The 26530-nt window shown below is 37.7% G+C and carries 30 protein-coding genes; 16 read left to right on the top strand and 14 right to left on the bottom strand.

Annotation, left to right across the window (positions count from 1 at the left end):
* Positions 1-123 precede the first annotated feature (123 nt).
* From HYQ40_05395 to HYQ40_05385, 3 genes are read right to left on the bottom strand one after another with little or no spacing between them, the layout of a single operon-like run.
* Positions 124-414 (bottom strand): hypothetical protein, encoded by a 291-nt coding sequence (locus tag HYQ40_05395; GenBank protein MBZ6527206.1) that lies wholly within the window; start codon positions 412-414, stop codon positions 124-126.
* Complete coding sequence (locus HYQ40_05390; protein MBZ6527205.1) at positions 404-772, bottom strand: hypothetical protein; 369 nt, start codon at positions 770-772, stop codon at positions 404-406. Before HYQ40_05390 ends, HYQ40_05395 begins: the two co-directional genes overlap by 11 nt.
* On the bottom strand, positions 769-2193 hold the full coding sequence (locus HYQ40_05385; protein ID MBZ6527204.1) for a Y-family DNA polymerase: 1425 nt from the start codon (positions 2191-2193) through the stop codon (positions 769-771). Before HYQ40_05385 ends, HYQ40_05390 begins: the two co-directional genes overlap by 4 nt.
* Before the next feature lie 124 nt (positions 2194-2317).
* Here HYQ40_05385 and HYQ40_05380 point away from each other — a divergent pair, with 124 nt between their 5' ends.
* The 5 genes from HYQ40_05380 to HYQ40_05360 all read left to right on the top strand — a co-directional run bounded on the left by HYQ40_05380 (position 2318) and on the right by HYQ40_05360 (position 5728).
* On the top strand, positions 2318-2848 hold the full coding sequence (locus HYQ40_05380; GenBank protein ID MBZ6527203.1) for a GNAT family N-acetyltransferase: 531 nt from the start codon (positions 2318-2320) through the stop codon (positions 2846-2848).
* A 178-nt stretch (positions 2849-3026) separates the two neighbouring features.
* Positions 3027-3578: a 3'-5' exonuclease gene (locus tag HYQ40_05375; GenBank protein ID MBZ6527202.1), complete on the top strand. Its 552-nt coding sequence runs from the start codon at positions 3027-3029 to the stop codon at positions 3576-3578.
* A 245-nt stretch (positions 3579-3823) separates the two neighbouring features.
* Positions 3824-4252 carry a hypothetical protein gene (locus HYQ40_05370; protein ID MBZ6527201.1) on the top strand — a complete coding sequence of 143 codons (429 nt, stop codon included), beginning with the start codon at positions 3824-3826 and terminating at the stop codon, positions 4250-4252.
* Between the two features lie 106 nt (positions 4253-4358).
* Positions 4359-4988: a hypothetical protein gene (locus tag HYQ40_05365; GenBank protein ID MBZ6527200.1), complete on the top strand. Its 630-nt coding sequence runs from the start codon at positions 4359-4361 to the stop codon at positions 4986-4988.
* A 116-nt stretch (positions 4989-5104) separates the two neighbouring features.
* The gene (locus HYQ40_05360; GenBank protein ID MBZ6527199.1) at positions 5105-5728 is read left to right on the top strand and encodes a TVP38/TMEM64 family protein; all 624 of its coding nucleotides are present in this window, start codon (positions 5105-5107) and stop codon (positions 5726-5728) included.
* Positions 5729-5757: 29 nt separating this feature from the next.
* On the opposite strand, the gene HYQ40_05355 is transcribed toward HYQ40_05360, so the two are convergent.
* The 6 genes from HYQ40_05355 to thiW form a co-directional block, all read right to left on the bottom strand.
* Positions 5758-6210 (bottom strand): hypothetical protein, encoded by a 453-nt coding sequence (locus HYQ40_05355; protein MBZ6527198.1) that lies wholly within the window; start codon positions 6208-6210, stop codon positions 5758-5760.
* Positions 6211-6696: 486 nt separating this feature from the next.
* A complete protein-coding gene (locus HYQ40_05350) occupies positions 6697-7044 on the bottom strand; it encodes a DUF3850 domain-containing protein (protein ID MBZ6527197.1) in 348 nt (115 codons plus the stop codon).
* A 3-nt stretch (positions 7045-7047) separates the two neighbouring features.
* Positions 7048-7854 (bottom strand): bifunctional hydroxymethylpyrimidine kinase/phosphomethylpyrimidine kinase, encoded by an 807-nt coding sequence (gene thiD / locus HYQ40_05345; protein MBZ6527196.1) that lies wholly within the window; start codon positions 7852-7854, stop codon positions 7048-7050.
* Between the two features lie 14 nt (positions 7855-7868).
* Positions 7869-8504 (bottom strand): thiamine phosphate synthase, encoded by a 636-nt coding sequence (locus HYQ40_05340; protein MBZ6527195.1) that lies wholly within the window; start codon positions 8502-8504, stop codon positions 7869-7871.
* Positions 8494-9312 carry a hydroxyethylthiazole kinase gene (gene thiM, locus HYQ40_05335; GenBank protein MBZ6527194.1) on the bottom strand — a complete coding sequence of 273 codons (819 nt, stop codon included), beginning with the start codon at positions 9310-9312 and terminating at the stop codon, positions 8494-8496. The genes HYQ40_05340 and thiM overlap by 11 nt, the downstream gene beginning before the upstream one ends.
* Entirely contained in the window at positions 9299-9829 is a 531-nt protein-coding gene (thiW, locus tag HYQ40_05330; protein MBZ6527193.1) for an energy coupling factor transporter S component ThiW, read from the bottom strand. The genes thiM and thiW overlap by 14 nt, the downstream gene beginning before the upstream one ends.
* A 412-nt stretch (positions 9830-10241) precedes the next feature.
* Between thiW and HYQ40_05325 the strand changes: the two genes are divergently transcribed.
* From HYQ40_05325 to HYQ40_05310, 4 genes are all read left to right on the top strand, one after another.
* The gene (locus HYQ40_05325) at positions 10242-11576 is read left to right on the top strand and encodes a LysM peptidoglycan-binding domain-containing protein (GenBank protein MBZ6527192.1); all 1335 of its coding nucleotides are present in this window, start codon (positions 10242-10244) and stop codon (positions 11574-11576) included.
* A 491-nt stretch (positions 11577-12067) separates the two neighbouring features.
* Positions 12068-12655, top strand: a complete 588-nt coding sequence (locus HYQ40_05320) for a chromate transporter (GenBank protein ID MBZ6527191.1) — start codon at positions 12068-12070, stop codon at positions 12653-12655.
* Positions 12652-13218 carry a chromate transporter gene (locus HYQ40_05315; protein MBZ6527190.1) on the top strand — a complete coding sequence of 189 codons (567 nt, stop codon included), beginning with the start codon at positions 12652-12654 and terminating at the stop codon, positions 13216-13218. The genes HYQ40_05320 and HYQ40_05315 overlap by 4 nt, the downstream gene beginning before the upstream one ends.
* Positions 13219-13384: 166 nt before the next feature.
* Complete coding sequence (locus HYQ40_05310) at positions 13385-14356, top strand: ROK family glucokinase (GenBank protein MBZ6527189.1); 972 nt, start codon at positions 13385-13387, stop codon at positions 14354-14356.
* Positions 14357-14482: 126 nt separating this feature from the next.
* Here HYQ40_05310 and HYQ40_05305 read toward each other — a convergent pair whose 3' ends face one another.
* Complete coding sequence (locus tag HYQ40_05305; GenBank protein MBZ6527188.1) at positions 14483-15112, bottom strand: hypothetical protein; 630 nt, start codon at positions 15110-15112, stop codon at positions 14483-14485.
* Positions 15113-15350: 238 nt separating this feature from the next.
* Here HYQ40_05305 and HYQ40_05300 point away from each other — a divergent pair, with 238 nt between their 5' ends.
* Complete coding sequence (locus HYQ40_05300) at positions 15351-16259, top strand: acetamidase/formamidase family protein (GenBank protein MBZ6527187.1); 909 nt, start codon at positions 15351-15353, stop codon at positions 16257-16259.
* A gap of 290 nt (positions 16260-16549) precedes the next feature.
* On the opposite strand, the gene HYQ40_05295 is transcribed toward HYQ40_05300, so the two are convergent.
* Together HYQ40_05295 and HYQ40_05290 are read right to left on the bottom strand one after the other, a co-directional pair.
* Positions 16550-17029, bottom strand: coding sequence for a tryptophan-rich sensory protein (locus tag HYQ40_05295; protein ID MBZ6527186.1), 480 nt, complete (start codon positions 17027-17029; stop codon positions 16550-16552).
* Positions 17030-17165: 136 nt separating this feature from the next.
* A complete protein-coding gene (locus HYQ40_05290) occupies positions 17166-18032 on the bottom strand; it encodes a polyphosphate--nucleotide phosphotransferase (GenBank protein MBZ6527185.1) in 867 nt (288 codons plus the stop codon).
* A 149-nt stretch (positions 18033-18181) separates the two neighbouring features.
* On the opposite strand from HYQ40_05290, the gene HYQ40_05285 reads away from it, so the two are divergent.
* Genes HYQ40_05285 through HYQ40_05275 form a run of 3 tightly spaced genes read left to right on the top strand, consistent with a single transcriptional unit; the run spans position 18182 to position 19638 of the window.
* The gene (locus HYQ40_05285) at positions 18182-18724 is read left to right on the top strand and encodes a cysteine hydrolase (GenBank protein MBZ6527184.1); all 543 of its coding nucleotides are present in this window, start codon (positions 18182-18184) and stop codon (positions 18722-18724) included.
* A 53-nt stretch (positions 18725-18777) separates the two neighbouring features.
* Positions 18778-18933 carry a helix-turn-helix transcriptional regulator gene (locus HYQ40_05280; protein ID MBZ6527183.1) on the top strand — a complete coding sequence of 52 codons (156 nt, stop codon included), beginning with the start codon at positions 18778-18780 and terminating at the stop codon, positions 18931-18933.
* A 21-nt stretch (positions 18934-18954) separates the two neighbouring features.
* Positions 18955-19638 carry a hypothetical protein gene (locus tag HYQ40_05275; protein MBZ6527182.1) on the top strand — a complete coding sequence of 228 codons (684 nt, stop codon included), beginning with the start codon at positions 18955-18957 and terminating at the stop codon, positions 19636-19638.
* Between the two features lie 72 nt (positions 19639-19710).
* On the opposite strand, the gene HYQ40_05270 is transcribed toward HYQ40_05275, so the two are convergent.
* Entirely contained in the window at positions 19711-22068 is a 2358-nt protein-coding gene (locus HYQ40_05270; protein MBZ6527181.1) for an LPXTG cell wall anchor domain-containing protein, read from the bottom strand.
* Positions 22069-22315: 247 nt separating this feature from the next.
* On the opposite strand from HYQ40_05270, the gene HYQ40_05265 reads away from it, so the two are divergent.
* Both HYQ40_05265 and HYQ40_05260 read left to right on the top strand, forming a co-directional pair.
* A complete protein-coding gene (locus tag HYQ40_05265) occupies positions 22316-23125 on the top strand; it encodes an aldo/keto reductase (GenBank protein MBZ6527180.1) in 810 nt (269 codons plus the stop codon).
* A gap of 60 nt (positions 23126-23185) precedes the next feature.
* On the top strand, positions 23186-24682 hold the full coding sequence (locus tag HYQ40_05260) for an amidase (protein MBZ6527179.1): 1497 nt from the start codon (positions 23186-23188) through the stop codon (positions 24680-24682).
* A gap of 47 nt (positions 24683-24729) precedes the next feature.
* On the opposite strand, the gene HYQ40_05255 is transcribed toward HYQ40_05260, so the two are convergent.
* A complete protein-coding gene (locus HYQ40_05255; GenBank protein MBZ6527178.1) occupies positions 24730-25776 on the bottom strand; it encodes an aminopeptidase P family protein in 1047 nt (348 codons plus the stop codon).
* A gap of 143 nt (positions 25777-25919) precedes the next feature.
* On the opposite strand from HYQ40_05255, the gene HYQ40_05250 reads away from it, so the two are divergent.
* A complete protein-coding gene (locus tag HYQ40_05250; GenBank protein ID MBZ6527177.1) occupies positions 25920-26522 on the top strand; it encodes a TVP38/TMEM64 family protein in 603 nt (200 codons plus the stop codon).
* Positions 26523-26530 lie beyond the last annotated feature (8 nt).

Here is a 26530-nt window from a genome sequence, read left to right as displayed (position 1 = left end):
AGTTTATGACACTAAGATATACTCCTCTCATCCCACTTATTTTGAGTGGGATTTTTCTTATGTAAATAGGGTGAGTAATAAGAAAAAGAGTTATTTAGATGCAGATTCTAAATAACTCTCTGTTTAATAAGCCGACGCATGACGAACATATTCATAGGTCCGCACTTGTTTGTTATTCTCTTGCATTTTCACTTTGAAGATGAAGTAATGATTTTTGTTATCTTTTGCTTTACTAGCTGGAAGTCTAAAATAATTTATTTGGGCTTCGCTCATTGCTAATAAGATATCATCAGTGATAAAAGTTAATGGGGTGTCCATCGTTGAATACGCATAATAGTCTTGTTCAAACCGCATAAAATTCTCACTGAAATAATCGAATTGAACACTATTACTCTGTAGTTTTCTAGAATTCATCGTCCAATTCCTCCTCTATGTTGACTGAAATAATGTGATTAATGGATATAAAGTAATGGGCGTCCTCGCTTTGAATCCCAATCTGATTCGCTTGTACTGAATCAATCTTGCCGCGTATCTCGTGGGACTTGCCGTCCTTTATGATTTGGAAGATGCCGGTTAGTTTTTGAACATATAATTGATTGAGTAATAATAGCTTTTCATCTAACGCCATCGATCGGCTAAAATCAACGGGCTCTACCTCGGTTGAGAGTGCTGTTGTATGTTCCGATAAGAAAAACCCCATCCATTTAGCCATCTTCCGGTCTTGATAATTACGAGCAGAACGGTAAGGTAAGTAGCTTCTATCAACGTTCATGCTAACCCATCCAATCCACCAGCACCACCCGCGGCGTGGCCACCAATCAGTAGGCTTCGTGCTTTACTGCGAGAGTTTTCTTTAAGTACCGTTGCTCGTTGAACGGATAAGAAGCCGAAACGTTCACGGACGTCGTCGATGGTCTTTTCAAGGTTTTCTTCTTTTTCTACTTGTTCAAAGTCATCAAATAAAGAGATATAAGCGTACTTTTCGTCAACAAAGTTATTATAGCGAACCGCAATATTTCGAACAGCACCACCTTTATACTTTGAACGAAAAAGACTGATTACATGTTCAATCAGTTGTTTTGTGTTTTGGGTAGGGTCGACTTTTCGTTGCACATGAATAGATTTTCGCTCTGCATCATGAGAGAAGCCAATTGATATCGCTACACTCGTTGTTTTTTTATGGGCTTTTCGAAGACGAATGGCTACTTGTTCAGTCATCTCACTTAAGACAAGTTCGATGTCAGCTTGCTTATGATAATCTTTGTGCAAGACTTGTGAATTACCTAAGCCTTTTGATTTGGCTTTGTATGGATAGCGCACATCACTTTCATCGACACCATTGGCATGAAACCATAATTGTAGTCCAATCACACCAAACTCTTCTTTGAGTAGTTCAGGATTACTATTAGCTAGATCCCGAATGGAATGGATTTTCATCCGTTCAAGTCGAACTGCCGTCCGGTGGCCAATCCCCCAAAAGTCAGTCAGTTCTTTAATCTTCCAAACTTTCGTCTCAACATCTTCATACGACCAATTGGCTCGCATATTAGGCATGTGCTTGGCTTCATTGTCGAGGGCTAATTTGGCAAGTAGAGGGTTAGAATTACTCATACCTACGGTTGAAAAGACACCGGTAGCTTTCCAAATCGCGAACTGGATTTGTCTAGAAAGATTATCTAACTTCTTACGGCGAGATATGTCTTTGTATTTTGCAAAATAATCCAATGAGCGCGTCAAATCAATGAAGCTTTCATCAATGGAATACGGTAGAATCTCCTCTTTAGGTGCATAGTTTTCTAGGATTTCATGAATAATCATGTTCTTCTCAATATACAAACTCATTCTTGGAGGGACAATGTGTGTTTTGCGTGCCCAACTTTCAATAAAGCGGACATACTCGCGGTTAATCGGCAAATTTTGGCGCTTTGCAGCGTAGTAGTTGAATCGTCTCGTATGAATGTTAAAAGGCAGATCATAGCTTCTTCCTACATTATCTTTACCAAAAACCTTCTTAAAAATAGGTGAGGAGGCTAAAATTAATCCGTTCGCATTGTCCGCACGGCTCATGACACACAGCGAAGTCTTGAGAGGATGAAGCCCACGCTCTACGCACTCAACACTGGCGTAAAAAGACTTCATATCAATGAAAGCTATATCAGATTTAGGTTCCTTATCATACTGAATGTTTCCCATCGTAATAATCCTCCTTCGTGAAACAATAAAACCTTTAGTTCATTATACGAACAAATGTTCTTGTTTGCAAGAGGGATTTCAATATACTAAGAAGATATATGTATGAGGAGAGGGACAACATTAAATGATTAATTTGATTCCAGTAAATCAAACTAATCTAATGCTGAGGGTAAAGGATTTATATCTGAATGAATTCCCAGAATATGAATGTGTACCTTACTGGATGTTAATATATAAAACTTACAACAAACATACTGATTTATATGCTATTCATCACGGTAATGACTATATTGGTTTGTTGTATTTAACCTACTACGAAGATATTGTATATATTTTTTATTTAGCTATTGACCCATCGCAACAATCTAAAGGTTACGGGAGTAAGGTATTACAATATTTGAAGGAGACTTATAAAGACAAGCGACTGCTTTTAAATATTGAAAAAATTGACGAAGTATCTGATAACTATGAGCAACGTTTTAAAAGAAAGCTATTTTATGAGAAGAATGGTTTTAAGAATATAGACTTCGAAATTAAAACGGTTAAGAAAAATATCGTTTATGAGATACTGTACTTTGGGGATAAAGTTTATGAAAAAGAATATCAAGCTTTGTTCAAAAATTACTATGGTCCAATTCTAAGCTTCTTCTATTAAACAAAGGAGAGACTGAATAAAGTTATAAGGAATAAAGACGTTAAAATTATTGCTTGAATGACTTGGATTAAGTGTTTATACTATATCTACTTAAATGATTAATTTTTGAAACGTATATATCACAACCTATATAAAGGTTACTGATGATTCAAAAAAGTAAAAAGAAAAGGGGTATTCAATGGAATACGTGGCATTTGACTTTGAAACGGCGAACGGTCAGCGTTGGTCGGCCTGTTCATTAGGTGCAGTAAAAGTAGTGGACGGTATAATGGTTAAGCATTTCTATGAATTGATTGATCCACGGACATCCTTTGCACCAAATAATATTCGTATCCATGGGATAACTCCTGATCAAGTGCGGGGTATGCCGACTTACGATGAAGTAATTGGGCGGTTTCAGGAGTTTGTTGGCGATGCACCGGTTGTGAGTCATACTCAATTCGATCGAGGTGTGATTCGAGCAGCAAATGAGCAGTTTGATTTATCGGAACTAGGGATGGACTACTTTGATTCTTGCCAACTAGCACGAAACTTATGGCGCGGGAAGCTTCCCAGCTTTGGCTTAAAAACCTTATGCGAACAGATTAAGTTTGAGTTTAATCACCATAATGCTCTAGAAGATGCGCGAGCAGCTGCGTATGTTATCCATGCTTTAACGATGTATTCAAAGACGGATACGGTTGAAGCTTTGTTGAAGGCTGGGAATGTGAAACAGTTTTACCGATTGTAAGAATAGAAAGAGTCGTGTCATTCAAAAGTGAATGGCACGACTCTTTTTGAATACGGATTTATATATGATTAATTATCACTATATGCAGTTCTGTCGAGATTTTAAAAAGGAGTGTTCATCATCTCAATAATTTTATAGGTAAATTAATAACATCTCACAATGTTTTCATCCTTTTATCAAGTTATTTTTGTAGAGAAATTATAATTTACGATATACTCCTATTAACACACAAAGGAGTGGTTAAGATGAGAAATAACAATCAACATGAGCTTATAGAAGCGAAAAACCAAGCAGAATTAGTATTAAATCTTATTGATCAAGCACTCGGTAAGTTGAACACTGCCAAGAATTGGGGAATTTACGATATCTTTTCAGGTGGGATATTCTCCAGCATGATGAAACGGGGAAAGCTTCGCGATGTGAATGATTTGTTAGATGATATCGACCATGAGTTATATAAATTAAATGGCGAGTTAGACGATATCGAAGAGTGGTCAATTGATGGCTTTTCTGTGAACACTGCTTCTGAATTTTTAGACGTATGGCTAGATAATATTTTTACAGATATATCTGTTCAAAATGATATTCAAAAAGTGCACCAGCAACTTGAAGAGCTGGCAACTCAAATCGATGACTTAGCCAATCGCTTATTATATGAGTTAAATAAAAAATAATTGAGAGATAAGTTATTAGCTTCTTAGAGAAAACACCATTGAAAACGTTCCCTTTATTAGTTATTCTTAAGATGTAAACAATCTAGTAGGGAGTAGGTAGTGAACAATGTTCAAATTAGATAAGCGCCAATTTATATTAAGATCCATCATGGTGTTGGTAGGAATGTTATTTCTCAGTTTTGGAGCAGCGCTGAGTATGAAGATGGGGATGGGGTTGGATCCTTTTACAGCATTTAATACTGGTTTTGCGGATGTATTTAATGTCTCATTAGGAATAATGTCAATGATTGTGAATGCATTATTAGTTGTCTTTGTCCTGATATTCAATCCAAGTCGAATCGGCTGGGGAACAATCTATACAGTGTTTTTCATTGGTTATATGGTTGAGTTCTTTATTATATTTTTTGACAATACATTGGATGCAACTTTTGTGAATCTCGTTATTAGAATCATCTTAACAATCGTTGCGATTGCTTTCTTTACGTTTGGGATTGCACTGATTATGGATGGGGATTTTGGGGTTTCGCCTTATGATGCAGTGACGCCGATTATCATTGCACGGACATCATGGAATTACGTATTGACTCGTATAGCGCAAGATATTATTGTCATTTTAATTGCTTGGGCCATCGGCGGACCAGTGGGCATCGCAACGTTTATTACAGGTTTTTTAGCAGGTCCTTTTATTGAGTTTTTCTCAACCCGCTTTACTCAAACGATTGCGGCAAAGATTTAAAGGGAAATGTTTATCCTTGATTGAATTAGTCCTTTAGCCTAATGAATTTTATTTAGGAGTATATTAATATGAGGAGACTAATAGATAATTCGTTGTGACAGGAAAGGGTAGGTTTTATGGATATGGTGCCACACTCAAAAGATGTATTATTTTTTAAACGAAATAAAAAAGTGTTAAAGTGGGTGGCCATTTTCGGGACAATCCTTACAATTGTCATGTTTACCTATTTTTTCAAAATTGATTTATTTAATCATCCTGAGATTATTCAAGAAAGACTGGAAAGTACTGGAACATTTGCGCCAATCGTCTTTTTTGTCCTGTCAATTGTGAATACATTCTATCCGATCGTTCCAGGTGGTTTAGGTAATGTGATTGGCTATACAATGTTTGGAGCAGTATTTGGATTCACTCTGGTGTTCATAGCGAATTTTATTGGGTCATTTATTTTGTTCTCGCTAGCGAAGCGATTTGGTAAACCAATTTTATATGCTTTTTTAGATGAAAAAACTGTTGAAAAAGGATTGGGTTACCTTGATAGAGGGTATTATATTGAATGGGTTTTGGCCGTTTTATTTATCGTGCCGGGCTTACCTGATGAGTTGTTTCTGATGATAGCGGGCTTTAGTGATCTTTCGTATAAGCGGATGATTATTATCCAACTGATATTTAAACCCGTCACGATGTTTTTATATATGGCAGGCGTGCATAATTTCTTGAGGCTGTTATCAAATTTATTCTAAATAAAGAAGCCAGGCGACTGTCTGGCTTTTTATGTGCGTTCTAATATTTGTAGAACGTCATCCAAGTTCTCGTTTGAAAAGCGAACACTCACAATTTCCTTTTCAAAAGAAAAATCAACGGTAAAATGGTCATCCACTTTTTCAATATGACTTTCCTGGACATCTAATAAAGGTCTGGCTTGCGGGATAAAGCCCGTGATGCCTCGTTTGTTTGGTTTATAATAGACGGCTTCTTTAGAAAGTCCGGATACAAATGGAATCGCTACAAAGTTCAGAGCGACTAAAATAAATAGGACATAGTGAATAAACTCTTCCCCGTATTCAAAACCTACTTCTAGAAAAATAATCGCAATAATAACTGGCGTCATATAATAAATTCGTTTGTGGCTTTCGCGGACTTTAATCTGGAGCACGGCTTTTACTTGGTGAAAGAGAATGTAGCCTAATAAGGCAATTAATATAAGAACAATAACAGTTAGCATAGGTAAATAAACAACTCCTTTGTTTTGTTATTATAACAGATAATAGTTATAAGTTTTGAAACTTAATTCAAACTGGCACCGACTGACAAGTCGCTTAAGCCGTCCAACTCACCGTGTCACCGCCTGACAAGTCACTTAAGCCGTCTAACTCAGCGTGTCATTGCCTGACAAGCCGCTTAAGCCGTCTAACTCAGCGTGTCACCGCCTGACAAGTCGCTTAAGCGGTCTAACTCACCGTGTCACCGCCTGACAAGTCACTTAAGCCGTCTAACTCAGCGTGTCATTGCCTGACAAGCCGCTTAAGCAGTCTAACTCACCGTGTCACCGCCTGACAAGTCGCTTAAGCGGCCCAACTCACCGTGTCACCGCCTGACAAGTCGCTTAAGCAGTCTAACTCACCGTGTCACCACCTGACAAGTCGATTAAGTATTCCTACCCATAAAAAAAACCAGGTCTACCTGGCTTTTTTCATTTTATTACATTTAATTAGTCAACAATTCTCACTTCAATTCCAACAACCCCGTACTGGGCTTGTTGCTCCAGTGAATAATAGCTTTCCATATCACTCGCAGAAGCGGTGGTGAGTGTATCAAGAGTATAACCACATTTCAGTAATGGAAGTGTCTGGTATAACTCATCAAAGGAGTGAAAGTAATGCAAGGCGAGGACCTCGACCAATATCGTTTTATCTACATCGTCCAGATGTTCGAATTCAATCTGGTCGCCAACTTGAACGCGTTGGCGTTTGTCGTCATTTAATCGGAGTTCGATTGTTTTACGACCGTCTTGAATCATCTCGAACGGACTTGCAGTCAATTTCATCGTATGTAACATGACTTATTCACTCCTGTGACTGAATTTAGATTGAATATCAAAGCCATGATCTAGCGGGCCAGAACCTTTACCTAAATTGAGTCCAGCTTTTAAAGCGCCAGTTAAATAGTCTTTTGAACGTCCGATTGATGTGATTAAGTCAAAGCCTTTGGCTAAGTTGGAGGCAATGGCACTCGCTAAGGTACAGCCCGTTCCATGCGCGTTTGGATTATCAACGCGTTCGCTTTTGAACCAACGGATTTCACCTTCATGATAGAGAACATCATTGGCATCCGATTGACGGTGTCCACCTTTACATAGGACTGCACAATGATATTCATTATTGATTAGCTTTGCAGCCGCAACCATATCGTCATGTGTCTCAATTTTAAGACCAGATAATAATTCAGCTTCTTCGATATTAGGCGTTAAAACAGTCGCAAGAGGGAGTAACTCGTTCTTTAGTGTGGCTGTCGCATCATCATCTAACAAAGAAGAACCACTAGTCGCAACCATTACTGGATCTAAAACGACTAAAGGAACATTATATTCCTTTAGTTTCTCAGCAATCACTTTAATTAATGGGACACTTGAAACCATACCAATTTTAATGGCATCAGGATAAATATCAGTAAACACGGCGTCCAGTTGCGCGGCCAAAAACTCAGGTGTAGCTTCTAAAATATCGGTCACTCCTAAGGTGTTTTGTGCAGTTAAGGCAGTAATGGCGCTCATGCCATACACACCGTGACTAATCATCGTCTTCAAATCAGCTTGGATTCCTGCGCCTCCACTTGAATCGCTCCCTGCAATGGTTAATACTGTTTTCATTTAATGTTACCTCCTTAAAGTAAGTCTAAAACGGCTTCTTTTAAATTATGTGCCGCATATTGAATATCATCCTGAGCAAAAATAGCGCTAATCGCTACAATACCAGCGATTCCGGTTTCTTTTAATTGAGCCATATTATTTAATTTTACGCCACCAATCGCCACAACAGGAATATCTACAGCGTTACAAATGGCTTTCAATGTATCTATAGTCACTGATTCTGTATCAGTTTTAGTTTGGGTTGGGAACATCGCACCAACCCCTAAGTAATCTGCACCATGTTCTTGAGCTGTTAACGCATGTTGAACTGTCCGACAAGATACGCCCAATATCTTATCAGGACCTAACTGTGCTCGGACTTGACTAGCTTGCATATCAGATTGGCCAACGTGAACCCCATCAGCATCCGCTTCAAGGGCAATATTCACATTGTCGTTAATAATGAGTGGGACGTTATAAGTCTGACACAAAGGTTTTAGCCGTTTAGCTTGTTCAAGAAACTCTGCATCCGACACCATTTTTTCCCGAAGCTGTAAAATCGTGGCACCTCCAATAAGAGCTTCTTCCACGTGATTTTCTAAGTTATTGCCTTTCAACCAAGATCGGTCTGTAATGGCGTATAAAGTGAGTTGATTTGGTTTAATCGTCATGTGTTTTGCCTCCTACTTCTTCAATAGATACATTATGATTTTTATTTGTGAGTTGCTCCATTTGGCTGGCATAATCGAATAGTTGCATATGCGCTTGACCTAAGCCGGAAGCTGTGTCATTGACAAGTTCTCCAATGATTTTCCATGTGAATGAAGCGCAAGTAGCGGCTGTAAGTGGGTCAGTAATGTAGCTCAAAGCACCACACAAGACAGAGAGCATATCCCCTGTCCCAGTCAATCGAGTAAGTAATGAACTTCCACCTTTTATCAGATAAGACCTCATTCCATCGGTGATAAAATCACTCGGACCAGTCATCAACACAACACAATTAAGTTGACGAGCTAAAAGTACTGCATCTGACTGACCATCCGTTGTATTTTGTCCAAAGCTATCCACCCCACGAGCTTGGCTTTTTGAACCGAGCAAACTTTGAATTTCACCAACATTTGCTCGGATAATTGTCGGTTGAACGTGGTGAAGAAGTTCAGTGATTTTTTCCTTACGATAACGACTCGCACCGACGCCAACAGGGTCAATAATGACTGGATGCGCAAAAGCATTGGCGTTAACGCCTGCTTTCGTACACGTTGCATACTTTGTATCACTAGGTGTTCCTAGATTAAGAACTGTTGCTTGGCTAATTCGGGTAATGTCTTCCATCTCTTGAATTGCGCTCGCCATAATTGGGCTAGCCCCTACTGCAAGCAGTAAATTCGCACAGTCATTGGCGCTGACTAAGTTACTAATTGTGTGAACGAGCGGATTGGCCTCACGAACTTTACGCCACAACGTATCAATATCTATCATTAAGATCATCACTCCTTTCGAACCAATTCATATGGCCACTTCGTTTCATAATGCCAATGATGCCACTTGCGATTACAGTTCCAACAACCGTCGAGATGAGAAAAGGAATCACATACGCATAAAAAGCAAGGTTTCCTATATCTTCGCCGAGAAGAAGGATAGCCAGTGGCCAAGCCGTTAACCCACCTAAGATGCCTGTGCCAATTATTTCACCCAAACTGGTAAGGAAGAGGCTCTTTGTTTTAGAAAAGATGACACCACATAAAAATGCCCCAATCATACTCCCAGGAAAGGCCATAATGGTGCCAAGCCCAAATAAATTACGAAGTAAACTCGCAATAAAAGCGACAGTGACACCATAACTTGGACCGAGAATAACCGCACACATAATATTAATAATATGTTGTACAGGCGCAGCACGTGAGCCTAAAATCGGAAAGGATATTAAACTTCCAATAACAGCTAGACCAGCTAAGATGCCGGATAAAACAATCTTTCGGGTTCGTGATGGAATCATTTTTTCACTCCTTTAAATTCGATTTTACAACACAAAAAAGCAGAGAATCCCAGCCTAGGTCATCTCCACCTCAACTCAAAGTGGTAAAAATATGATTCCTCCACTGCTGAGCAGCCAGGTTCAGCGGGTCGAACAAGTAGTTCCTCTCAGCCTCGATTCAAACGAAGCTCCCCGTATTTGTATTATCAATTCTATAAAATATTGTACAACACAGTGAAATAAGTTGCAAACGTATGCAATGGGAAACCCTATTAAACAAGGGTCAATTGTTACAATCAAATGTTCACTTAAGTGTAATATTACAAAAGAACTACAGTTCTTTTAAAAGCATGAAATGTCGTTGGCTTGGTTAATAGTCTGTGCTAAAGTAGTTCTTGTCAGAAAAATACGATTAAAAAAGGTGAACTTATATATGAACTTTAAAAAGAAATTATGGCTTGGATCTTCAATTTTAGCTTTGATGTCACATGGCCCAATCGCAATGGCGGTTGATTCCGATACAGTATGGCAAGCTCGCCAATTAGAAGAAGTCCTTGAAGAGATTGTTGTCACAGAAGACAACAAAGTATCTTATACAGTAAAATACGGAGATACATTAAGTGTTATCTCAGAAGCGATGAATATCGAATTACGTTATTTAGCAGAAATTAACAATATTGAAGATGTCGACTTAATCTTCCCTGAAACAGTGTTAACAGCTCAATATGATGCGAATGACCGCGCAAGTAGCTTAACCGTTGATTCACCAAATGGCGATACATTAGAAGTAAGTATTCCAGTAAACTTATCAACGATTCCTGAAGTGGAACAAGCAGCGCCAGTAACTGAAACACCAGTTGTTGAAGAGACACCTGTGGTTGAAGAAACGCCTGTTATTGAAGAAACAGTAGTTGAAGATGTTGCTCCAGAAGAGCCAGTAACTGATTCAGAAACAGAAGCAACTGTCGGTGGTGCTCCTGCATCAAACACAATTATTGAAGAAGTTCCAGCATGGGTTGAAACTGAACCGGTCGCAGAAGCTCCAGTTGAAGAAGCGCCAGTTTATGAAGAAGTCCCAGTGGTTGAAGAACCGGTCTATACTGAACCTGAAGTGATTGAAGAAATGCCAGTTGTTGAAGAAGAAGTGTACCCTGAAACACCTGTTGAAGAGGCACCGATTGAGGAAGCACCAGTATATGAAGAGGCTCCTGTAGAAGAAGCACCTGTGGAAGAAGTTATCGAAGCAACTCCTGTAGAAGAAGTGCCGGTTGAAGAACCAACTTACGAAACAGACTTAACTGTTGACGAAAATGACCAATCATGGGAAGCAGTTGAAGAGGAAATCCCAGTGGTTGAAGAACCAGTCTATGAGGAACCTGTTGTAGAGGAGCCGATTGTTGAAGAGCCAGCAACAGACCCAATGACAAATCCTGAAAACGCAGGATTACAGCCACATGCTGCAGCGTATAAAGAAGAAGTGGGCGCAATGTTTGGAGTAGAAGATTACAGTCTTTACCGCCCAGGTGATACACAAGATCACGGTGCCGGACTAGCAGTTGATTTTATGGTACCTGTTGGATCTCAACAAGGTGACGATATTGCCAACTATTCAGTAAACAATATGGCATCGAACGATATCTCATACGTTATTTGGGAACAACAAATATATGGTGACTGGAACAACCAATGGACAGCAATGGAAGACCGTGGAAGTTTAACGGCTAACCATTACGACCATGTTCACGTGTCATTCAACCCAGCTTACTAAAATATATTGAAAGCCAAAGTGATTTAATCGCTTTGGCTTTTTTTGATCTTCACGTGAGGAATCGGGATTTTCTACGCATGAATTTAAGTTCTCAGCGACGATAATTCCTATTACTCGTCAATATTTGAACGAATTGCGAAATAGTCAGGTTTGACTTATGAAGTTGATTAAACAAATGAGAATACCATGCTTGTATCATTCTGGAGCGACGGAAATTATGTTGAAGTTAGTATTGAACTCTAAAATGGGTGAGATATATGGAGCACATGCAATTGGTAAAAAATATAGATAAGCGAATTGATATCATAGCGCCGGTGATTAAAGGTGAGACTAAACAATCTTTGATTTTCCAGAACTTGAGTTTACATAGGAATCACCATTTGGCTCAACGAAAGATTCAGTCAATATGATTTGCTCTTTTTTTATTTTATTCACATTTGGAGTTATTTAAGCTAATATAAACAAAATGTAGAAGTTTAAAGGAGAGTTGCATGGATATTAAAGAAAACCAATCTAAAAGCCAAATTTTAAAGAAATTATTCTTATCGACGTTAACGTTGAGTGCATTCACGTTTGGAGGAGGTTATGTCATTATTACACTAATGAAGAAGACCTTCGTTGATGATTTTGGCTGGATTGACGAAGATGAGATGTTAGACCTAGTTGCTATAGCTCAATCTGCACCGGGTGCGATTGCGGTCAATGGTGCCATTGTTGTAGGCTATAAATTGGCTGGTTTTATTGGCGTATTAACCGCTGTGTTCGCAACGATTATTCCACCCTTTGCAATCATTTCCTTGATTGCGGTATTTTATGATGCTTTTCGACAAAATACATTGATCGCTTTAATGCTTGAAGGGATGCAAGCAGGGGTAGGTGCTGTGATTACAGCCGTTGTGATTGGTATGGGTCAACAAGTGACGAGTACAAAGAGTCCGCTCTTAATTACAACGATGTTTATTGCTTTTATCGCTAATTATATTTTCAATGTTAATGTGGTGTTCATCATTTTAGTGGCGGCTGGAATTGGCTTAATTCAATTCTTTATTAGTCAGAATAAAGGAGGAGACTCAAAGTGATATATTGGCAATTATTTGTTAGCTTTTTAAAAGTTGGTGCCTTTAGTTTTGGAGGCGGGTATGCTGCTTTGCCATTGATTCAAGAAGAAATCGTTGATTCACATCAATGGCTTAGTCTACAAGAATTTACTGATTTAATTACCATCTCGCAGATGACTCCCGGGCCTATTGCGATTAACTCAGCAACCTTTGTTGGAACACAAGTTGCTGGTGTCTTTGGTGCAGTTGTTGCAACACTTGGGTCAGTTCTACCGTCAGTTATATTAGTGACCTTGTTAGCCTACTTATATATGAAGTACCGACAAATGGATGTATTACAATATATCCTAACGTCATTACGTCCAGCAGTTGTCGCAATGATTGCAACAGCGGGTGTATCAATATTAGTGTCTTCGTTTTGGGGTACAGAAGTGATGGGAATTGAAACAATTAAGATTACAGCTGTCCTTATCTTTGGTGTATGTCTATTCTTATTAATAAAATGGAAAGTCGATCCGGTGAAAGTGATGTTATTAGCAGGTGTGTTGAATGTAGTAGCGTCACTGATTATAGGGGCTGTATAAAGAAGTAAAAAGGGCTGATTAATTTAATCAGCTTTTTTTAATGAAAAAATTGTCACTGTGTGTGATTAATCACCTATTATTTGATACAATATCAAAGTAAGCATTTTCATTCGGGAAATTGTAGATAGACGAATGGAGTGTAACAGTTGAAAATGGAGGCAAGAAGATGACAACAAGAGACAAAATTATCGCTATTGACTTAGGCGGAACAACCGCAAAGTTAGCTATTGTATCTATAAAGGGTGAAATACTTCAAAAATGGTCAGTGAAGACACTTATTTTGAATGGTGGACAAGCTATTGTTCCCAACTTAATTGAATCGATTCAAGAAAGAATGGAGTTATATCAATTAACTCCCACTGATTTTTTAGGGATTGGAATGGGAAGTCCTGGGACAGTTAACCACATTGAGTTAACGGTAACTGGTGCGTATAATTTAAATTGGCAAGGGACAATTAATGTCGGAGAACAATTTAAAGAAGCATTTGATCTACCGTTTTATTTGGATAATGATGCAAATATTGCGGCTTTAGGAGAACAACGTTATGGATCAGGGGAGAATGCCTCGGATGTTGTCATGGTGACCTTGGGTACAGGTGTCGGTGGAGGTATTATTGTCGACGGAAAGATTGTCCATGGACATACTGGCGCTGCTGGCGAAATCGGACACATGACAATTGATAAAGATAGTGGTATCCCATGTACGTGTGGAAAAATTGGCTGTCTAGAAGCTTTAGCTTCAGCAACAGGTTTAATGAATTTAACCCGTGAATATTCTGAAGAATATAGTGGAGATTCTAAGATTAAACAACGTATCGATAATGGAGATGAACTGAGTGCGAAAGACATCTTCGAATCTGCAGAACAGCAAGATGTTTTTGCTAAACATGTTGTAGAACAGTTTGGTGAATACCTTGGTTTGGGTTGTTCACATATCGTTAATATGGTGAACCCAGCTAAAATAATTTTAGGTGGTGGGGTAGCGCAAGCTGGAGAATACTTACGTGAGTTAGTCGCTAGATATTGTGACGAATATATCTTTCCAGCACTGAAAGGTAAAACCGATATTGTGATTGCGTCGTTAGGTAACGATGCTGCTCTTTTAGGGGCAGCTGAATTAGTGAATGACGGTGTATAAGTTGTCTAGCTATAAAAAAAGAAGCTCTAATCTCTTAAGAGGTTAGAACTTCTTTTTAATAAAAATGTGTATAAAGTGGTTAAAGATTTTAACCACTTTATACAGTGATGAGTGAACGGTGGTTAACTACTTACCGAATAACTTTTGCCACCAAGTAAGGCTCTTTTCAAATTCAATATCTTCAACCAACTGTAATTGTTGTTTTTGTTGTTGTAATTGTAACTGTTGTGATTGATTTAATAATTGCGTTAATTTATCGATTTGTTCATCTTTAGCTTTTAATTGGTCGTGGTAAACATCCAATTGTGCTTGATGAATTTCGATTTGATCATCTAAATTATCTATCCACTCATATAATAAATCCATCATCTCTTGACTAGATTCATTCACAAGTTTATCTTCATCATCTTCACTCACTGTATCGGACTTATCGGTTTCCTCAGCAGCTTCTTCATCATCTTCCGTCACTTTAATCTCTTTAGTCTCTGCAGTTACTTCAGATGTGTCAGCTATATCGACTGTTTGAGCAGTTTCTGCTAAGTCATCTTGAACTACTTGAACATCTTCAGCAGTAGGCGGATTCATTAAGTCGTGAATTGCTTGAGTAATTAATAATTGTGCACGTTCAGTTAAGTAGTTGGTTCCATTTTGTTGGATAATTAGACTATCGTCTAACTTTCGACTTTGGTAGGATACTTTACTCTTGGGAACACTCAACTTATCTGCTAATTGTTTGACTGTGATTAATTCACTCATGATTTTCTCCCCTCATTCAGTTTCTTATATACTTAAGATTAATCCATAAACAGATTAAACGCAATGGTAAAAGCAAGTTTATTTGAATAAAGCGCATAATATTTTGAATAAAGAAGAGTGTTCAAGGTATTTAAAGAGATATTTAATCATTAACCACTGTAACCGCCGAGCTCATTTGTTCTATTATGAATAGAATCTGTTATGATAATAATATTAGACAATGAAAGGGTGGATAAGCATGAGAATATCTAAAGAGAATGTTATCTATAGTATGGATAAAACCAATAAACCAGTAGCGACTGTAAAGAGTGGGGCTCAAGTTGTATTTGAAACGAAAGACTGTTTCTCAGATACGATTAAAAGTGAGTCTGATGTGATTAGTGAAATAGACTTTGAGAAGGTAAATCCAGCAACTGGCCCTTTATATATTGAAGGTGCACAACCTGGAGATGTACTAAAAGTAACGATTGATGCAATCAAGTTGAATGATCAAGGTGTAGTAGTTTCTGCACCTGGGCTAAATAGATTCTTCAATGAAGGTATTCAAAAAGAACAAACAGTGATGTGTTCAATTAATGAAGAAGCTGGGATGTTTGAATTTCAAGGTGTAGAATTCCCTATGAACAAGATGATTGGTGTTATTGGAACAGCGAATGGTGATGAAGGTATTACAACTGGTACACCAGGACCACATGGTGGAAATATGGATAATACAACAATTGCTGAAGGTTCTGTAGTGTATCTACCAGTTTATATAGAAGGTGCACTACTTTCTATTGGAGATATGCACGCATCAATGGGTGATGGAGAAGTATGGGGTTGCGGGGTTGAAGCTGGTGGAGAAGCACATGTAACTGTAGAAGTAGTAAAAGACTATCCACATGTGGTGCCAATGGTAGAAACAGAAGAAGCGTATTATTCATATGGCTATGGTAGGACAATCGATGAAGCAACAGCAATGTCGAACGACCACATGATAGACTTCTTAATGAAAGAAGCAGACTTGACTTATAATCAAGCAGGAATGCTGATGACGATTAAAGCGAATGTAGCTTCATGTCAAACGGTTAATCCTGACGTATCAATGCGGATTGGGATATTAAAGGAATATGTAGAGTTAGCAAAAGGGTTTAAAGAAACTATTTAAAAATAAAGCTGCCTCACATTCATTAAGAATAGAGGCAGCTTTTTTATCTAGTCATCAAACCAAAACAACAAATTTATAGTGGTACGTTCTTCATAAAGTCGAACATCAATACCTTCAGGACTATCTATACTTTTTACAAAAGTAATAGAGCTAGTATGTATTAGAAGTCTTGATTCGCATGGATACTACTTATTTTTATTTGGGAACTAAATTTAATATTAAGCCTATGTTAACATGAAAAAAAGTAATGAAAATGAGAATGTATCGTCTAAAAACACCTATTATTGAATTTATTCGTTAGAGTATTTTCTGTTGTTTCTATTCAATATCCAATTGCCAGCATTCAAGTAACTAGCAAATGCAGACCAAATCACATAAGGAATCAGTAAAATGCCAGCCAATTTATTGTGTTTATAAAAGCTGACTGTGGTCACAATGACAGCTGCTAATAAGACATAACTTTCGATAAGGGCTGTTCCCCTTAATTTGAATTTAAAATAAAGCAGACTCCATAAATAATTTAAACCTAATTGAATATAATAAGCATATTTACTCTCTTTATTGTCTTTACATTCGCTAACAATACTATAAGCGATACCCATTGTTGTATATAAAAGTGGCCAAACAATACCAAAAGCTTCTTTGGGTGGTGAGTAGGGAGCTTGTTTGAATTTTTTATAATCTTTTTTTGCATTGGAAGTGGTTAATTTACCAATAATTGAACCTCCAATTACAGGAAATAGGACTTGGAATGCTTTTTTTGCTAACATGTCATCACCTTTCTCTATTTAAGAATATTTTTGACTACTATTAAATAATTATGCTGATTATTAAGACGTATAGGAATCCGACCAAAAGATTTGACTAAATTATTTAAACGGATGCAAAGATTCTCAGTTTAACGTATTACAACTCTTCATTTTTCAATTGTCGCTTAATTTTTTCTGCTTTCTCTTGTTCGTCTTGCGAGAAAGTTGGGTATTCAGGATTCATTTGTTTAAGTGTCGCTATAATAGCTTGAGTGACAATGTGACGGGACAGCCATGGATTATCTGCTGGGAGAATATACCAAGGTGCCGCTTCTGTTGCTGTGTGTTTAAGCATATCTTGAAAAACATCTTGATATTCAACCCATTTCTTACGGTCATCAATGTCAGAAAAAGAGAATTCATGTTGCATATCAGGATTTTCTATTCGTTCTAAAAAACGTTGACGTTGTTTTTCTTTAGACATATGGAAGAATAGCTTAATGACAGGAAACCCGTTTTCAAATAGATACTCCTCAAAGCCATTAATGTGTTTGTAACGCTTTTGTATAAGATCTTCATCCTTTTTAACTACATTAGGCAGCAAACTATCCTCTAAAGAATCATGAATTTGAGGCGCAATAATATTTTCATAATATGACCGGTTAAGAATAGCCAATTCTCCTCGAGCAGGTAGCCCATCACGTATGCGCCATAAGTAATCATGTTGTTGTTCAGTTTTAGTTGGTTGTTTAATCGAGGTTACTTTAATACCCTGTGGAAGTAATGTTGAGAAGATATATTGGATTAGTTCATCTTTACCAGCCGCATCTAAAGCTTGTAAAACGACTAAAACGCCTTGTTTTCCTTCTGCATTGAGCTTTTTATGCCATTCTTGCATCTCTTGGACATCATCATCATACACTTTGTCGCGGAAATACTTGTCTTCTTTATCAGATAAGTAACTTTCTTTGAAATCAGATAAATTAAACGATTGATTTGTCACTTTGAAATCTTTAAAGTCCATTCTATCCCTCCAATTTATTTCAATTATATCATGAACAATTTTAGTAGTCCTATCATATGATTATTGATATAAAGGGGTATGTAGCTCAAAATCATTTAAATTCGTGCAGTGTTGTGGGATAATATAGAAAAAGCGAAGGAGCTTACAAAATGACAAAAGAAGCATTAGTAATTGTAGATATGAGCCACGATTTTGTTGCTGATGAAGGGACGTTAACAGTAGGTAAACCCGGTCAAGATATTGTCCCTTATATTAAAAGCTTAGCCGAAGACTTTATAAGTGCAAATAACAATGTTGTAGTTGCGATGGATGCACATGAGCCAAACGATTCACATTTTGATTTGTGGCCAGCGCATAACGTGGTGAATACACCGGGTCAAGAATTATACGGTGAATTAGATGAGTGGTTCAAAGAGAATAAAGACCATGAGAATGTCCATTATTTTCCAAAAGGAAATTACAATTCATTCTTTGAAACAGGTTTAGCAGATACATTGCATAAATTAGATATAGAGACGGTTCATGTTGTTGGTGTTACAACAGATATTTGTGTGTTTCAAACGATTGGTGGGGCTGACGCTGAAGGTTTTAAAACTGTTACACACCGACGTGGGGTTGCGACGTTTACTGATTTAGGCGAGACGATGTTGGAACATATGACACGTTGTTTCCATACAGAAATTGTAGATTAATTTCTTAGAGAAACCAATGATTAAAGCTGAGTGGATAGAAAGGGGAATATAAAATGCGAGATCGTGAAAGCACTGGACATTTTTTACTTGAATTACGTCGAGATAAAAATTTGTCACAAGAGGAAGTAGCTCAAGCATTAAATGTTAGCGAAGATGACTTAACAAAATGGGAACGTGGATCAAAATTACCAGAGATGAGTCAAGTATAACCTTTAGCGGACTTATATAATGTGACAGTGAATGAATTATTGCGTGGGGAACGCTATTCAGTCGATGAGCCCGCACCATCAGAACATGATGTAACCCAAAATATATTAGCTTATGCCAATAACAATATGAGTGAACAGTTTAAACGCACGCGAAGAGAGTGGTTAATTGCTATTACAGGAGTGTTAGCTTTCGTGATTGTAGCGTGTATAATCATTGATTTGTTAAGTGTTAACACCATTACTTGGTCAGGTATTGCTTCTGTATCTATCCTGTTCGCGTGGGGGATTATTTTACCATTATTCTTCCGTTTAACCACCCCTGTCATGTCGAGCTTAATTGCATTTAGCGCGTTGATTATTCCCTACCTATTCCTTTTAAATCTAGTAATCAGTACAAATAATATACTCCTTAATGTAGCTATTCCGATAACGGGGATATTTTTATTATATCTTTGGGCATTATATTTTATCTATAAAAAGATGAGGTTGTCCTTATGGCGATTTTTAGCGATTGCAGCATTCGGTTTAGTACCCGTAGTAATTGTAGTTAATTTAGTCATTAGTATGCAGTTTAATGTTCCTTTATTCACAATATGGAATGTGTTGGGGATTATTATTTTAATCGGTATAGGTGTAGGACTTATTTACTGGGAACGAGAAAAATTAAAACCGAAAACAACAGATTCAAAGGAAATCAATCAGTAAAATAAATGAAAGCAAAAGAGACTGCAGCTTAAGAGCTACAGTCTCTTACTCATTTTACGTTAGAAATCAAATTTAACTACGTTTTTTGCGGTAAAGTAGAAGACCGCCGACAGCTAACAAACCAACTGCGATGACAGTGATGATAATCGAATTATTCTCACCTGTTAGAGGTAACACATCATCGTCTTGATCTACAATGACACTTCCTTTTTCAGACTCGTCATCAGAAATATCTGAATGATCTGATTCATCGCTTGATTCATCATCTGACTCATCCGAACTTTCAGAACTTCCACCACCATTATCATCTGTTTCAACTAATCTAAACGCACCGTAAATAGCTGAACTACTACCTAAGTTTTCTTCGCTTATTTCAATGGTATACACATCAGTTTCATTTGTAGATACAGCATATTGATTCGTTGTTTCGTTAATTTCAGACCCTGTACCTTCAGGGGTGTCTAAAGTAATTATATAAGTACCTACAGGTAATTCATTATCCGTTAACCATTGGAAGTATTCGTTATAGGCACCTTCAAACACGACACCATCACTATCCGTTACAGTAATAAGAACGGAATCTGTTCGTGTGTCATCCAATCCACGAACTTCAACACCTAATTGATATGTTTCAGCAGGCACTTCAACTAATCTAAATGCGCCGTATACAGCTGAACTGCTACCTAAGTTCTCTTCGTTTATTTCAATTGTATACACATCAGTTTCATCCGTAGAGACAGCATATTGATTGGTTGTTTCGTTAATTTCAGACACTGTACCTTCAGGAGTATCTAAAGTAATTACATAAGTACCTACATTTAATTCGTTAGTTGTTAACCACTGTAAGTATTCGTTATATGCACCTTCAAACATGACACCATCACTGTCAGTTACAGTGATAGGAACTTCATTTGTTCGTGTGTCGTCCAGTCCACGAACTTCAACACCTAATTGATATGATTCAGCGGGTGCTTCAACTAATCTAAACGCGCCGTATACAGCTGAACTGCTACCTATATTTTCTTCATTCACAATAATATTATATACATTCGGCTCATCAGCGGGAATAGCATATTGATCAGTTGAATCATTGATGGTGGATACAGTTCCTTCAGGTGGATTTAAAGTAATTGTATACTGTCCAGCAGGTAATTCATCCGTTGTTAACCACTGTATGTATTCGTTGTATGCACCTTTATAAACAAGATTATTCGCATCTGTTACCGTTATACCAACTTCATTCGTTCGTGTTTGATTTAATCCACGAACTTCAACACCTAAACGGTAAGTTTCTTCAACAGGTGCTTCAACTAGATTGAATGCACCGTAAACAGCTGAACTATTACCTAAATTATCTTCGTTTAGGAAGATTGAGTAAACATTTGGTGTGTCAGTATCCATAGCGTATTGATCAGTGCTTAAGTTCAGCTCCGTTGTAAATCCATCTGGTGGGGTTAATGTGATAAAGTACTCACCTTCAGGTAAAAGCTCCGTTGTTAACCACTGTAAGTATTCGTTGTATATACCTTCATATACAGTGCCATTTACATCAGATACTGAAATTGAAACGTCACTTGTACGTATTCCATCTATCCCCCGAACTTCTGCGGCTAATTGGAAGTTCTGTTCAATAGGTGCGACTTCAATGAGTTCAAATGCGCCATATACAGCTGAAAGAATACCTAAAGTTGCTTCGTTTAACTCGATTGTATATAGATTCGGTGTGTCAGTTGCGACAGCAGATTGACTAGGTGAAGTACTAATTTGACTCACCGTACCTTCGGGTGTATAAAGTGTTATGTAATAGACACCTTCAGGTAATACGTTTGTTGTTAACCACTGTGCGTATTCATTAAACGCACCTTCGTACACCGTTCCATTAGCATCAGATACTTTTATACCAACATCTGTTGTTCGTGTACCATCTAAACCTCGGATTTCAGTACCAATTCGATACGTTGCACTAACAGGTTCTTCAACGAGTTGGAATGCCCCGTATACAGCAGATAAACTGCCCAAATTCTCTTCATCTAGGTAGATTGAATACACATTTGGGGTTTCAGTTGGTACTGCATATTGAGGTGCAGTATTATTAATTTGACTAATGGTTCCTTCGGGAGTTGTTAATGAGATAAAATATTCGCCTTCAAGAAACGTATTTGCCGATATCCATTGAGTATTCTCATTGTATGATCCGTCGTATTCTACGCCATTAGAATCATAAAGCGTGATGTCAACTTGATCTGTTCGTGTGCCGTTAAGGCTTCGTACCTCTACACCGACTGGAAAGGTTGCCTCTTGTTGTTGAACGACTTCTGATTCATCCGGAAGATTTTCCTCTTGTGCCAGGGCTAAGGGTGTTACATGTGACGTAACTAATAGACTTGCGAGTGCTAATGAAATTGTATAACGTAAGCGTTTGTAATTCATGAATAACTCCTCCTCTTCTGTATTGTTATTATAACAGGATTGGTTTCTAAAATGAAATAATCATCTATATCATAAGTCAATAAAGTAACAAGTGAAACGGATACATATAGGTGATGTGTTGTTGTATCAATGAACATAGGTATATGTTTTGTTATTTTATTTATCTGTATAGAATCCACTTTAATAGGCTGGATGAATGAGATTTGATACAATAATAGTACGATTATTGAGAGGAGCGTTTAATAAGATGAAAATGATAACATTAAATAATAACAAGCAAATACCCATTATTGGAAGTGGAACAAACACTTATGGTAAAGAAGGTAATGATTATTCTGGAGAAATTACGAACGATACAACTGAATTACAATCAGCGATAGTTGGAGGTTACCGGCACTTTGATACGGCAATTTCTTACCGTAATGAGGCTGTTATCGGAAAAGCAGTTGCTGAATCTGGTTTACCGCGAGAAGAATTTTTCTTAACGTCAAAATTACCAGGTGAACCTGAATATATAAAAGATGAAGCAACAATTGATGCAGCAGTTCAAAACTCGTTAAAAGCACTACAAACCGACTACATTGATTTGTATTTAATTCATCATCCATGGGATAAAGATGAAGAGATGGTTGCAACTTGGAAAGTATTAGAGAAGCACGTTGAAGAAGGTACGATAAAATCGATAGGTGTATCGAACTTTTCAAAAGAACAATTAAAATTAATATTAGATAATGGAACAATTAAACCAACAGTTAATCAAGTTCAATCACATCCAGGTAATTGGAATCACGAAATTATCGAATTTGGTCGTGAGCATGATGTTTATGCTCAAGCTTGGGGACCTTTATCACGAGTGAACGAAGTTGACCGTGATCGGTTAAAAGCAATCGGTCAGAAATACGATAAGACGTGGGCGCAAGTTGTCTTGAATTTCCAAATCAACCGAGACGTTATTGTCATTCCTAAATCACATAATGCTGATCGTCAAAAGTTAAACATAGATGTTTTCGATTTTGAATTAACTCAAGAAGATAAACAAGAAATTTATAACCTTTAAATACATACTGCTTCTATTGAAAGATAGAAGTGGTTTTTTATTAGATTAAGGAGAGATAGTATGTTATTTAATGAAGATGCAACTTATTATGCTTGGCAAATAAAAGATGGAACCGTCACTGCAACGGACTTGGTTGAAAGAGTAATTAGAAATATCGAATCGTTAAATGAAAACTTGAATGCCGTAGTTCATAAGCAATACGACTTTGCGCGTCATATTGCCAAGCAATATGATCAGTATTTTAATCAATTAAACACAGGAGAGCATAATGATTTACCACCATTTTTTGGTGTGCCCATCTTATTGAAAGACCTAGGACAATCCCAATCAGGACAACGTTCAACTAACGGAGCCCGTTTGATGGATCAATTTGAATCTAGTCAGACGGATAACTTTACAAAGAGTATTGAATCTGCAGGATTTATTGTGATTGGTCGGACAAATGTTCCTGAATTTGGCTTTAAAAATGTGAGTGATTCTCAATGGACAGGTCGAGTAAATTCCCCCATAGACTTAGAGCGTAACCCAGGTGGATCAAGTGGTGGGGCAGCAACTGCCTTGAAAGCAGGTGTTGTTCCGATAGTAACGGCTAGTGATGGAGGCGGATCGATTCGGATACCTGCGTCCTTTAGTGGTTTAATCGGACTCAAGACAAGCCGAGGACGAATCCCGGTTGGACCAGGTGGTTACCGCGGATGGCAAGGTGCGTCGGTGAATTTTGCCTTAACCAAATCAGTTCGTGATACTTGGACACTTCTAAAATGGATGCAGACAGAACAATTTGAAGCGCCTTTTATACTACCTCGCATCCCACATGACCTATTAGTGGATCTAGGTAAACCTCTTCGAATCGCTTATTCGATGAATACACCGATTGGTGAATCAATCACAGAAGAAGCACGTCGAATGATGGAAGAGACTATACGTGTTTTGGAATCTCTAGGACATACACTAGTTGAAGCAGAACCAAATATTGATGGTGTTAAAGCAATGAGTACTTATTATAAAGTGAACGGGGTGGAAACTGCGTCCATGTTAGCGGGCTTTGAACAGGCGTTAGACCGACCACTTACACAAGATGACATGGAATTAATGAGTTGGGCAATATATCAACTAGGGCTAAAGGTTACTGGGGTGGAATATTCCGAAGTACTATCGTATTGGGACGAAATTACAGCTGTGTCCGAAGCTTTTTTCAGTGATTATGATGTTTTATTAATGCCAGCAACAAATGGACCGGCACCACTTCATACAGCTTTTACGAAATCAGATGAACTGTTGGATGGATTACGCAATATTGAACACGTAGATGCTCAGCTACAACAGAAATTAGTCTGGCAAATGTTTGAAGAAAGTTTGGCTTGGACACCGTTTACTCAGCAGATGAATTTGACCGGTCAACCAGCAATAAGTTTACCTATGCATAAATTAGAAAACAATTTACCACTTGGTGCTCAATTTTCTACACGAAAAGGCGGAGAGTATTTACTACTTCAACTAGCCAAACAGTTAGAAGATGCAGGGTATTTAGATACGAGCATAGTTGAAGAAATTTAAGTAAAAAAAAACTAGGAGACGTCATTGAGACGCTCCTAGTTTTTAATTTAATTCACTTCAATAATAATCGGTTCTTTTGTGACATGGTTTAATACTTCGCAACCATCTTCAGTTACAACGACTAAATCTTCAATTCGAACACCAAATTTACCAGGTAAATAAACACCAGGTTCAATCGAAAAGACTTGACCAACCTTTGTTAACTCATCGTTGAACTGTGATACATCACCGGCTTCATGCGCTTCTTGGCCAATGAAATGACCTAGTCGGTGTGTAAAGTATTCACCGTAACCAGCATCAGTAATCACTTTACGCGCTGCTAAATCGATACTACTTAAAGACACTCCAGGTTTAACCGCAGCAATACCAGCTAAGTTAGCTCGGCGAACAACATCGTACACTTCTACAGCTTCTTCATGCGGCTCACCGAAGAACACTGTTCGAGTCATATCTGATGCGTATCCTTTATACATTCCACCAATGTCAAGGACAATTGTATCACCGACTCTTGGTAAAGATTCATCTGTAGTATGATGCGGATCAGCACCATTAGCGCCATATCCAACTATAGGATCGAATGAAAAGCCTGAGTGTCCAAGTTCTTTATAGTAACCAGCTAATTGTTCAGCGTATTCAGCTTCACTTTTACCCGTTCTTAAAGCATTCATTAGTTTTTCCATGACTTGATCATTTAATTTAGACGCTTCACGCATAATGCTAATTTCATCCTCAGATTTAATAGCACGCATGTCATCTAAGATATATGAAGCATTAACCGGTTGTAAGTCTGCTTTTATATCCATTAAATCAAGTAAGAAATGACTTGGCCAAAATTTGTCAATACTTGTGATACCGTCAATTAACACATTTGCGATGCGTTCCATAATCTTCTCACCATCCTGATAATAAAGGACTGAGTAATTACCAGTTTCATCGGCACGTGGGAACAAGTTATTTAAGATTAGATAATGATCACCTGATGCGGTAGCGATTAAAGCTAATAAACGCTCACCAGGTTGAGTGTAGTAGCCGATTAAGTAGCGGATACTATACGTATCTGTTATAATCATGTTGCTAATTTGATGCTGTTTCATAGTACTAACAAGTTGTTTTAATTTTTCCAAAAAATAACCTCCACTTATAGATTCAATTCCGTTACAATATATTATAGTATACAATGTGCTAAAAGTAGATGAAATAGTGAATGAGACCACGAATATACTTTAGGAGTCGATGTATGAAACTAACTATCGAGCAGAAGCGACGTATCATCCGCTTTACTACTATAATCGGTGTTATCATAACCATTGTCGGTTCAATATATATTAGCCAAGCCGATTACTTTAAACCAGACGGCGGTTTTTCGGACTTGTTACTTCGTTTAGGTGTCTGGGCGCCGATTATTTTTATACTTGTTCAGATCAGTCAAATCATCTATCCTATTATTCCATTAGGTTTAACCAATGTGATAGGGGATTTAATTTTTGGTCATTTCTGGGGGTTTTTATTCAACACAATCGGGATGATAATCGGCTCATCGATTAACTTTGTTATCGGTGCTCGCTTCGGCCACGCCGTTATTCGTGCTTTTATCTCGGATGACGATTATATTAAGTATATGGGAATGATGAATCATGGACACCGCTTTAAACGATTACTCCGAATTGGTTTTCTCGCCCCTGTTTTTCCAGATGATATATTTTGTATGATAGCTGGTGTATCTAATATGCGTTTCAAGCAGTTTATCGGCATGGTCATAGCGTATAGACCCGTGTCAGTTTTCATTTATACATACTTCACGTCAAATTTCATCCAACTAATTTTCGAATATTTTAATTAATAGAAGGT

The organism is Aerococcaceae bacterium DSM 111021 (genome assembly GCA_020112395.1).
Lineage (GTDB): Bacteria > Bacillota > Bacilli > Lactobacillales > Aerococcaceae > Ruoffia.
Note: the sequence above shows the minus strand (reverse complement) of the source record. Positions and strands in the feature narration are given on the sequence as shown.